This is a genomic window from Ensifer sp. 22521 (assembly GCF_052044795.1).
GTDB lineage: Bacteria > Pseudomonadota > Alphaproteobacteria > Rhizobiales > Rhizobiaceae > Ensifer.
On sequence record NZ_JBQENM010000043.1, the window covers coordinates 23,231 to 32,940 of the forward strand.

8 protein-coding genes and 4 pseudogenes are annotated in these 9,710 nt (G+C 60.1%); 8 read left to right on the forward strand and 4 right to left on the reverse strand.

Translation table 11 applies throughout. The features are described from left to right. The first annotated feature begins 93 nt into the window (after window positions 1-93). Together ACTJKE_RS34610 and ACTJKE_RS34615 are read left to right on the forward strand one after the other, a co-directional pair. A pseudogene (locus tag ACTJKE_RS34610) lies at window positions 94-475 on the forward strand (hypothetical protein). A 31-nt stretch (window positions 476-506) separates the two neighbouring features. Continuing rightward, window positions 507-1,084: pseudogene (locus tag ACTJKE_RS34615) on the forward strand (OmpA family protein). A gap of 486 nt (window positions 1,085-1,570) precedes the next feature. Here ACTJKE_RS34615 and tnpA read toward each other — a convergent pair. Together tnpA and ACTJKE_RS34625 are read right to left on the reverse strand one after the other, a co-directional pair. Then, window positions 1,571-1,903: pseudogene (gene tnpA, locus ACTJKE_RS34620) on the reverse strand (IS66-like element accessory protein TnpA); the annotation flags it as partial. A 213-nt stretch (window positions 1,904-2,116) separates the two neighbouring features. Next, window positions 2,117-3,019 (reverse strand): LysR family transcriptional regulator, encoded by a 903-nt coding sequence (locus ACTJKE_RS34625; RefSeq protein ID WP_440637542.1) that lies wholly within the window; start codon window positions 3,017-3,019, stop codon window positions 2,117-2,119. Between the two features lie 150 nt (window positions 3,020-3,169). Here ACTJKE_RS34625 and ACTJKE_RS34630 point away from each other — a divergent pair, with 150 nt between their 5' ends. The 6 genes from ACTJKE_RS34630 (at window position 3,170) to ACTJKE_RS34655 (ending at window position 8,337) form a co-directional block, all read left to right on the forward strand. Beyond that, the gene (locus ACTJKE_RS34630; RefSeq protein WP_440637544.1) at window positions 3,170-3,895 is read left to right on the forward strand and encodes an SDR family oxidoreductase; all 726 of its coding nucleotides are present in this window, start codon (window positions 3,170-3,172) and stop codon (window positions 3,893-3,895) included. A gap of 197 nt (window positions 3,896-4,092) precedes the next feature. Then, the gene (locus ACTJKE_RS34635) at window positions 4,093-4,785 is read left to right on the forward strand and encodes a type 1 glutamine amidotransferase domain-containing protein (protein ID WP_440637546.1); all 693 of its coding nucleotides are present in this window, start codon (window positions 4,093-4,095) and stop codon (window positions 4,783-4,785) included. Between the two features lie 83 nt (window positions 4,786-4,868). Continuing rightward, complete coding sequence (locus ACTJKE_RS34640) at window positions 4,869-5,708, forward strand: type 1 glutamine amidotransferase domain-containing protein (protein ID WP_440693744.1); 840 nt, start codon at window positions 4,869-4,871, stop codon at window positions 5,706-5,708. A 126-nt stretch (window positions 5,709-5,834) separates the two neighbouring features. Continuing rightward, window positions 5,835-6,131: a putative quinol monooxygenase gene (locus ACTJKE_RS34645; RefSeq protein WP_440637550.1), complete on the forward strand. Its 297-nt coding sequence runs from the start codon at window positions 5,835-5,837 to the stop codon at window positions 6,129-6,131. Window positions 6,132-6,150: 19 nt separating this feature from the next. Further along, complete coding sequence (locus tag ACTJKE_RS34650; protein WP_440637552.1) at window positions 6,151-7,173, forward strand: Gfo/Idh/MocA family protein; 1,023 nt, start codon at window positions 6,151-6,153, stop codon at window positions 7,171-7,173. Between the two features lie 45 nt (window positions 7,174-7,218). After that, window positions 7,219-8,337, forward strand: coding sequence for an alkene reductase (locus ACTJKE_RS34655; RefSeq protein ID WP_440637554.1), 1,119 nt, complete (start codon window positions 7,219-7,221; stop codon window positions 8,335-8,337). A gap of 445 nt (window positions 8,338-8,782) precedes the next feature. On the opposite strand, the gene ACTJKE_RS34660 is transcribed toward ACTJKE_RS34655, so the two are convergent. Both ACTJKE_RS34660 and ACTJKE_RS34665 read right to left on the reverse strand, forming a co-directional pair. Then, window positions 8,783-8,929, reverse strand: coding sequence for a DUF1127 domain-containing protein (locus ACTJKE_RS34660; RefSeq protein ID WP_440637556.1), 147 nt, complete (start codon window positions 8,927-8,929; stop codon window positions 8,783-8,785). 256 nt (window positions 8,930-9,185) lie between these two features. After that, a pseudogene (locus ACTJKE_RS34665) lies at window positions 9,186-9,415 on the reverse strand (LysR substrate-binding domain-containing protein); the annotation flags it as partial. Between the last annotated feature and the right edge of the window lie 295 nt (window positions 9,416-9,710).

A 9,710-nucleotide genomic window follows, 5' to 3' on the forward strand; every position in this document is an offset into this window, starting at 1 on the left:
GCGCCTCGGCCGGAATCGGATCAAGGGATGGAAATTCGGCGGGCAACTGTCCGAAAGAAACCGAGCAACCTCAGACCTGAAGGGGACGAGGCCTTGAAGACAAGAAGTACCATAACAGCCACACTGTTAATCGGGCTCGCGTTAGCGGGCGTGACGCGCGCAGAAACCCTTAGCTACGCCGACGCCGTCACGAAGTTAGCGCGGCGACATCAAGAAGTTCTGCCACGGCCTCAATCTCGGCAACGGGCGGATTGCCGATTGCCTACAGAAAAACGCAGCCAAAGTCTCACCGGTCTGCATCGGTTCGATCTCGACCGTACTCGCCTCGAGCAGCCAGCGGGAGCAGGCCCAGGCCGCCTACGCGAACGTCTGCAAACACGATATCGCGCAGCTCTGCTCGAGCGTAAAGGGCGACGGCTACCGCCTGGCATGCCTCCTCAAGGCCGAAAGGCGCGTGGGTAAAGCGTGCAATTAGGCGATCACCGATGCAGGCTGGAGATAATCAAATGACCAGGATTCGTTCCCTACTCCTCACAGTTTCACTCGCTGCATCGATGACACCGGATTTCGCGGTAGCTCAGGAGGTTTCCGAACAACGGATCATCTCAGGACTCGGCAAGCTCGTTGGCGCCGCTCCGTTGATCGACATCGCCACTCTCCGTCAAGAAGCCATAGACGGTGGCGGCGTGGCAATGGCGTGGCTTCCGAACTGGGGCAAGATCGCCAAGCTCCCGCAAATGCTCGTGGAGATTGACTTCGAGAACGACTCGGTGATGATCAAGCCGGAGTCCTACAGGTCTTTCGGCCAGATTGCCGATGCGCTTCATCACCTGAATCTCTGGGCCTACAAGTTCCTGATTGTCGGCCACTCAAGTTCAACAGGCAGTGACAAGCATAACCTAGAACTCAGCGAGAAACGGGCCGCGGCAATCGGGGAAATTCTCTCGACGACATTCGCAGTCGACCCTAAACGGCTCTACGCCGTTGGTGTCGGCGAGTACTTCCCAATCGACGGCTCAAAAGGCGATGCGGCCAAAACAGACGCGTCCAGCTTGTCAATTTGGGTGTCTTCACGGCGCCGTAACGCAACTTCCGGCCGGGAGACGACTAATGCCCGGCGGCTAGCAGTTGGGGACGGCTGGCCATCCGCTCGAGTCACAAACGATCTGCCTGCGCTTTCGCCAACGGAAGCGCAGGCACTATTGACCGCGAGGCAAACACCGCTGGACGTTCGGCGGGTTGCCATGTTCAATCTCTGTTCGAATTACCGCACGAATTCGAGCAGTTCTTGTTTGGACCCCGGGTAGAAGGAAGTGGGACGGGGCCAACTGGGTTCCGGTCAGCAGCGGGTCGAGGCTCCGCCTCTCGCCATGTCCCACAAGCCTGCGCGGATGGGGCCTACCGCGCCCGTTCAAATGTCAGCCGTATTGAGCGGCAGTTTCCAGCGAACGGAATGTGCTTCCCAGCGCTGGATGACAAGGTGCTCGACGACTAACATGACAGCGACGAAAGCAAGGGAGTAAACGAGAACATGGGCGGTCTCGAATTGCTGGAAATAGAAGTGGACTCGCGCTTCAACGTCGACATCGCGGTCCACGATCACACGGCGACCGTTCACGCTGACAACCTCCATTCGGCCGGCGTTTGGCAATGACTCTGCTGCTGGCTCTACCTCTGAGACAAGCAGCGCCGGGACAAAGCCGCCCACGGGCGACGCAACATCCAGTTGCCACGCTCGTGCGAGCCGGCGCCACTCATATAACTGCGAACGCGATATCCCATGTCGCCGCGCCGTCGTCGCACACAAGCCGGGTTCCGAATAGCTCTCGGCGACAATCTGCAGCTTCATCTCTTTGCTGAAGCGTCGCCGCTGGCCGCTATCGATAATCTCAAGCCGTTCCATTCCGCACTGTCCTTATTGACGTCAATAAGGACAGTCAGTGCCAAATCCGACAACTCTGACAAGGCGGTCCACCTCGGATGAGTACCGTCCAGGTCCGGAAAACCTGCTTTATCTCGTATGGAACAAAGGCGCCTTGCGCCATCCGCGCGTCGCCTATCTTCGGGACCATCTCGTAGCCTCTGCAACGCAGAGCGTTGTGGAAGCGAAAGCAGTCTAACCCTCTTTGACGAGGAAATCGATGAGTGTCCGTGTGGCTGTCGAGAGGCGGCGGTGTGGCGCAAAGATAAGCGAAAACGGCCGCGAACGGCCCTGTGCGTGCTCCAGTACATCGACAAGACGTCCCTGTTCGATGCGGTCCCGTACGATAAAGTCGTAGGACTGGCAGATGCCCAGGCCGTTTTCTGCCAGTGACACCACGCCCAGTACGTCGTCAAATACCCGAATCCGGCCGGGCGGCGTCCAGTCCACGTCGCGGCCGTCGACGCGAAACAGCCATGGTGCGCAGCGCCCGGTGCTCGGCATCACGAACGGCAGGCACTGATGTTTCGCCAGGTCCTCCACATGCCTCGGGATGCCAGCCCGTTCGAGATAATGCGGGGCAGCAACCAGACGCAACGGCGCATCCTCCAGTTTACGCGCCACCAGCCCGCTATCGGGCAAGGGACCAAGGCGGATTGCCAGGTCGTAACCTTCCGCCACCAGATCGACGTTGCGATTGGTGATGCTCAATTCGATCTGGACTTCCGGGTAGGTTTGCATGAAGCGGTCCAACATCGCCGGCAGCCGATGGTGGCCATAGGTTGTCGGCACGCTGATACGGACATGACCCGTCATCAACGCTCCTGCCGGGCCCTGAATCGCGCGCTCGGCATCGTCGATCAGCGAAAATGCGACGCGTGCCTGATCCAGATAGGCGCGGCCTTCGTCCGTCAGACTTAAACGTCGCGTGGTCCGGCGCATCAACTGCGCGCCAAGCCGGGTCTCGAGACGGGTAATCGCCCTGCTGAGGACTGATGGCGTCGTCGAAAGCGCGACCGCCCCCTCAGTCATCGAGCCTTTTTCAGCAACGGTGACGAATGCCTCAACGTCGCCCAAATGATCAAACCGCCGCCCCATTTTGGCCCCTTGCGAATAAGTCCGTTTCTTCCGAGCAGGTTTATCCCCGATTTCGGCATCAATAAAGTGTTCTAGCCTCTTCTGTCGGGAGGAGGCCGGCTCACGCACTTAATTCCAGACACCATCCCGGCCACACGAAAGACAAGCATCATGACCGAACGACGTACATTTCTCGTGACCGGCGCCAGCAAGGGGATCGGCCGCGCCGTGTCTAAACGCCTTGCCGCAGCGGGCCATCGTGTGGTCGGCGTTGCACGGCGCGCGAACGACAGCCATTTTCCGGGTACGCTCATTCCCGTGGATCTGGCGGATCGCCAGCAGACGGAGGACGCATTCCAAATTGTAGCCGAGCGGTTTGGGATCGACGGTATTGTCAACAACGTCGGGCTTGTACAGCCGCAATCCCTTGGTGATATCGAACTCGAGGCACTCGATGCGGTCCTGCGACTAAACCTGCATCCCGCCGTTCAGTCCGTGCAGGCGGCGCTGCCGCGAATGCGGGCGAACGGTTGGGGCCGTATCGTCAATATTTCCAGCCTTACCGTTCTTGGCATCGCCGAGCGGACCGCCTATGCGGCCGCAAAGGCGGCCTTGGTCAGCTTCACCAGGACGTGGGCGCTCGAACTCGCGCGAACAGGCATTACGGTCAACGCTGTGGCGCCCGGCCCGACCGAAACCGAATTGTTTCGCGCCAACAATCCTGCCGGCAGCGAAGGGGAGAAACGGTATCTGGCCGGCGTTCCCATGCACCGGCTCGGCAGGCCGGACGAAATCGCAGCGGCAATCCAGTTCCTGCTGTCGGAAGATGCCGGTTTTATCACCGGCCAGACGCTGTTTGTCGACGGCGGTGCATCGATCGGCAAGGCATTGCTCTGAGGCATTTCGCGTCGGGCGAGCACGATAGGAGGACAGCGAGCCCGTTCGCTTAGGCGCCGCAGCGTGCTGCTCACCGCCATTCTGTCCTCGTGCGAACAAATGAATTCCCCGGCGGACCATTTATCCGCTTTCCCGGCTTTAATAGATTCACATCATCGAATGCGACCCAACGTCATCCCCGATTTCAGGAGCAAATCATGACAAGCGCAACTCAGGACATCAAACCGGTTCTCTTCGTCCTCACCAGCCATGGCGTTAAAGGCGAAACCGGCGAACCCACAGGCTTCTACCTCGGCGAAGTCACCCATCCCCTCGCCGTCCTCGATGCCGCCGGCATCCCGGTCGAGTTCGCCTCGATCGATGGCGGCGAGCCGCCCGTCGACGGCCTCGACCTCAATGACACGATCAATGCCCGCTACTGGAACAGCGAAGGCTTCCGCCACGCCGTTCGCAACACGTCGCGCCTTTCCGACGTCGATTCAAAAAACTACGCCGCCATCTTCTTCGCTGGCGGTCACGGCGCAATGTGGGACTTCCCGACAAGTCCGGCCGTCAACAACGTCGCCCGCGATATCTACGAGGCCGGCGGTGTCGTCGCCGCCGTGTGCCACGGCCCCGCGGCACTGGTCAACATTACGCTGAGCAATGGCGCGCATCTTGTCGCCGGCAAGAACGTCGCGGCTTTCACCGATGACGAGGAGCGGGCCGTCAAGCTGGACAAGACAGTTCCCTTCCTGCTTGCCAGCACGCTTGTCGCGCGCGGCGCGCATCATCATCCGGCCGCCGACTGGACGGCCAAGGTCGTCGTCGACGGAAGGCTGGTCACCGGTCAGAACCCGCAATCGGCGACTGGCGTCGGCGAAGCGCTCCGCGACCTGCTGACCGCATAACCGAATACCCCGCATCACTCATAACGGATCATCAACCATCCCTGACCGTGCGGTTTGGGAATGGCCTTCGCATGGAGAAAAACATGAAACCCATCCGCACTCTCGCTCTCGCGCTTGCTCTTGGAACAAGCGCCTTCAGCGCACAGGCCGCCAATGTACTGGTCGTCCTTTCCGATTCCGATCACCTCGACCTCAAGGACGGCAAGGTTTTCGAGACCGGCTTCTACCTCAACGAGTTGATGCAGCCGGTAAAGGCGCTCACCGAGGCCGGTCACGACATAACCTTTGCGACCCCGAAGGGTACGGCGCCGACGCTGGACAAGTCCTCCGTGGACAAGATGTATTTCGGCGGCGACGAGGCCGCGATGCAGGAAAGCATCGCCATGCTTGAGAAACTCAGGCTGACCTCGGACAACGCCTCGCCGGTCGTCAGCCTCGCCCGCGTCGAGCAGATCGGTTACGACCATTTCGATGCGGTCTACGTGCCGGGCGGTCATGCCCCGATGCAGGATCTTCTCGTCAGCCCTGAACTGGGCAAGCTGCTCGCCGACTTCCATACGAAGGGCAAGACCACGGCGCTTGCCTGCCACGGCCCGATCGCGCTCCTCTCGGCCCTGCCCGATGCGACGGCCTTCACCACCAAGCTGGAGACAAGCGGTTCGGCCAAGGCCGAGGGCTGGATCTACGCGGGCTACAAGATGACCGTCATCAGCAATCAGGAAGAAGAAATTGCCAAGGGCCTGCTCAATGGCGGGGAGATGAAGTTCTATCCACAGACGGCATTGCAGGCGGCGGGAGGCGATTTCGTCAGCAATGACGCACCGTGGTCTTCCAACGTCGTGACCGACCGTGAATTGATCACCGGCCAGAACCCTGGTTCCGCTCCGGCCGTAGCGGCAGAGCTGCTCAAGCGCTTGAAATAAACCAGCCAGACGATTGGCCAGCGCCGCTCCCGGATCGGGAACGGCGCCTCGGCTTCCTTCCCCCAATTCAGCAGCTTGGGCGTTGCTCCATATCGCAAACCGAAGCAAGCCTGACAGGACAGACAAATGACCAGCAGCATCAAGGTCGTGGCACGCGTCATCATCACACCCGGCAGGGAAGACGCCTTCGAAAAATATGCGGCGGAACTGTCGGTCGCGACGCGGGCTGAAGTGGGATGCCTCTCCTATCACCTTCATCGCAACCTCAACCAGAAGGGCGTCTACGTCTTCGTTGAGGAATGGGCCTCCCGCCGGATCTGGGAACAGCACATGTCCGGCGAAGCCATCCGCGTCTTCAACGCGCAACTGCCGCCGGGAACAATCGCCCACATCGAGATCCATCCCCTCGAACAGATCGCCTGAGACGGCGGAAGGCATGACAATGACCAAAGTGAACATCGGAATCATCGGGACGGGTTTCATTGCGACGATCCTCGCTCCGGAAATCCAGTCATCCAGCAAGGCGAGGCTTGCCGCCGTGTCGAGCCGGACACTTGCGAAAGCCGAAGATTTCGTCGCCAGCTATCCGGGCGCCGTCGCCGTCGAGGGTGCGGACCGGCTGATCGCCCGCGACGATGTCGACGCCGTCTATATCGCGACCCCGACGTCAGCGAAGGAAGACGTCGCAAGCCGCGCACTGGCCGCCGGCAAGCATGTGCTGATCGAAAAACCGCTGCATTCGTCGGAATCTTTCAAGGGCCTGTCGGCACTCGCCCTTAAAAAGGGTCTCGTGCTGATGGACGCGACCCATTTCGTCCATCATCCGCGCACATCCGCCATGCGTCAGCGTCTGGCCGCACTGATCGGCGCCCCGCGTTCGCTGCACACCATGTTCTATTTCCCCTTCTCGGACCGGGAAAACATCCGCTTCGACCCGAGCGACGAGCCGATGGGCGCTGTCGGCGACATGGCCTGGTATTCGATGCGGGCCGTCGTCGAATATCTCGCACCGGACGCGCTCGAAGATATCAAGGTCTTTGCCGAGCGGGACCCGCAGTCAGGCGCGGTCATCCGTGCAACCGGCGTCTTGAAATTCGATGCCGGCAAGACCGCCACCTTCGATGTCGGCTATACCGCAGGTGCTGCCGTGATGGACCTCACGGTGGCCGGCACCTCCGGCATCCTGACACAGGATGATTTCGTCCTCGACTGGAAGAGCGGCTTCGGCTTCGACAATCCCGACATTCCGACGGGTTTCATCCATCGCTCCGGTATGGCCACGAGAAAGGACTTCGCCTTTATCGAGACGCCAGGCGAAAAATCGCAGCATGGCCTGATGGTCGACAGCTTCGCCGATCTGATCCGCAATGACGACGATGCCGCGCGCGAGACCTGGCTGTCAGCGACCGCAAAGACGCAAGGCTTCCTCGACGCGATCTGGCGGCAAATCCAGGCGCAGGGTTGAGCCCACTCCCGCGCTGAACCTGAAACACAACAAGAGAGTAAATCCATGAACAGCCTGTTCGAACCCTACGAGCTGGCGGGGCGCACCCTGCGCAACCGCTTCGTCATGGCCCCCATGACCCGCGCCCGCGCCAAAGACGGCATCGCCGACGCTGAAACCGCCCTTTACTACCGTCAACGTGCAAGTGCTGGCCTCATCGTGACAGAAGGAACGCCGATCTCGCGGGAGGGACAGGGCTTCGCCTTCGTTCCCGGCATCTGGTCCGGCGCACAGGTGAAAGGATGGCGGGGCGTAACCGATGCAGTGCATGCGGAAGGCGGAACCATCTTCGCCCAGATCTGGCATGTCGGCCGCATGTCTCATACCTCCTTGCAGCCCGGCGGAAAGGCACCCGTCAGCTCCACTGGCAATCCGGCGCGCGACGCAAACAGCATGGCTTTCGCCTTCGATGAGGACGGCAACCCCGGTTTCGTGCAGACGAGCGCGCCGCGCGCACTGGAAACCGAGGAAGTGCGGCGCGTAGTAGACGACTTCGCCAATGCTGCGACGAATGCGATAAAGGCCGGCTTCGACGGCGTCGAGATACATGGCGCCAATGGCTATCTGATCGAGCAGTTCGTCAATCCGACGGTCAACGACCGCACCGATCGCTACAGAGCCTCGACGCTTCAAGATCGGACGCGTTTCCTTCTGGAAACCGTCGATGCGGCCATCGGCCGGATCGGATCGAACCGTGTGGCGATCCGCCTGTCGCCCTATGGGCAGCTGTTCCAGATGGGACTGTACCCTGAGATCGAGGAAACCTATCTCCATATCGCGACGGAACTTTCGAAGCGCGATCTTGCCTATGTCCATATCATGGATCAGGCGAGCCGGGGATCGTCACCAATGCCCGCAGGTTTTCTCGCGAAATTCCGGGCGACCTATTCGGGAACCCTGATTCTGGCGGGCGGTCTTGATCTGGCAATGGCGGAACAACTGGTCGGCGACTGTCTGATCGACCTTCCGGCATTTGGCGAGCCGTTCGTCGCCAACCCGGATCTCGTCGCGCGCTTCCGCCATGCTTGGCCCGTCGCAAGGGCCGATCGCGATACCTTCTATGGCGGCAACGCCCGAGGATACACGGACTATCCGGTCATTCGCTACGAGGCACTAACGGCCTGAGAGTTCGCTTGGGGATACCTGCGTGTCGCGGCCGTCGACTGAACATAGCCGCCCAGCCTCAATGCAGTCTCAGCTTGAAGGGCATGGCCCCGACCCGACGAATAGTGGGCTTCCCCACCCAGAACGTTCCCGGCCAAAACAAAAAAGCCTGCCGCGGGAGGAGATGCGGCAGGCTTTCCAACACAACGGAACAGCGACTGGGAGGAGGAGCGTCGCCGTTCCGCAGGCGTCCTTGGGAGGAGTAGGCCGCCTGCATCACGAAGCCATGCGGGAGGAGATGCATTGCTTCGACATTTGAAATGATACACCAATCCTCGACAGTTCCCACGCCTTATGCTGCACTGCAGCTATACCGAAAATGCATGCCTGAAACCTCACTGCGCCCAAGCAAAAACGCCCGCGTCATCGGCGGGCGATAAGTAAGTTTAAGACCAGATGCTGTGCGTTAACGCGCGATGGCTGCGCGGGCTACGCTACGGATCTCCGCGCGGTCGATGCCGACGTCCTGCAGTTCCCGGTTCGACATCCGACCAAGCTCACTGACAGTCTGACGGAACTTGCGCCAGTTATTGAAGGAGCGGGCTACGTTCATGACAATCCCCTTTCCTGCGGGTTGCAACGTCAGCAGCCTTCTTGGCCCCGGCGTCGTTTCGATAATTGGAACATACAGAGTTCAATCGTTTTAAAACAGTGACAATCACTCATCTCACCCATGCGTCAGACGCATGGGTGCTGCTGGGCGCTGACGTAATAATAGGCAGCGTCGCCTTCGTTGCCACAACTTCACGATCTGTAGTCGGGCGACATGACGTCGAGCCGGCGCTGGGATGAAGAGTGTTTCCTTTCCTTCACCTTCCCGGCCGCGCCAGCGACCGGGCAATGTCGATCATATCGTCTCGAGCCGCGGTTTGGTCCTCCTTATTCCAGGCAACCCCAGCCCGATCTTGAGATCGACACCGCGCACGGGTCTGAGCTCGAAGTTGCGGTTCGGCAGATCCTTCGTCCATTCCGGCGCAAAGCCGATTCCAAGACCGGCCGAGACAAGCGACACCAGCGAAAAGGTATCGTCCCAGCTCACATGAGGATTTTGACGTCAAGATCGATCATCAATACATAGCGTTCTTTCTCCCATTTCTTGCAAACCCGTGGTCTGAGCCAGCATGCATGAGCCGGCGCGCATCCGTCGCCGGATCCAACTCACATTCGGTCGCCGTTATGTTCGACAGCACCACTATCCCGCTTGCGTAGCGGCAAGGCTCAGGAGAACGGAACCATTCTATAGGGCGGCATTTTAAGCCAAACTGCGACGAGGTTCGTTCACCGGATCCACCAGGATTGATCAGCCCTGGTGGATTTCTGGATTCGCTAAGGGC

What these genes read in the sequence shown, in the direction of transcription:
- ACTJKE_RS34635 (WP_440637546.1), top strand. Translation starts at nt 4,093, where the DNA reads ATGACAAGCGCAACTCAGGACATCAAACCGGTTCTCTTCGTCCTCACC.
- ACTJKE_RS34660 (WP_440637556.1), bottom strand. Translation starts at nt 8,929, where the DNA reads ATGAACGTAGCCCGCTCCTTCAATAACTGGCGCAAGTTCCGTCAGACT.
- ACTJKE_RS34640 (WP_440693744.1), top strand. Translation starts at nt 4,869, where the DNA reads ATGAAACCCATCCGCACTCTCGCTCTCGCGCTTGCTCTTGGAACAAGC.
- ACTJKE_RS34645 (WP_440637550.1), top strand. Translation starts at nt 5,835, where the DNA reads ATGACCAGCAGCATCAAGGTCGTGGCACGCGTCATCATCACACCCGGC.
- ACTJKE_RS34655 (WP_440637554.1), top strand. Translation starts at nt 7,219, where the DNA reads ATGAACAGCCTGTTCGAACCCTACGAGCTGGCGGGGCGCACCCTGCGC.
- ACTJKE_RS34650 (WP_440637552.1), top strand. Translation starts at nt 6,151, where the DNA reads ATGACCAAAGTGAACATCGGAATCATCGGGACGGGTTTCATTGCGACG.
- ACTJKE_RS34630 (WP_440637544.1), top strand. Translation starts at nt 3,170, where the DNA reads ATGACCGAACGACGTACATTTCTCGTGACCGGCGCCAGCAAGGGGATC.
- ACTJKE_RS34625 (WP_440637542.1), bottom strand. Translation starts at nt 3,019, where the DNA reads ATGGGGCGGCGGTTTGATCATTTGGGCGACGTTGAGGCATTCGTCACC.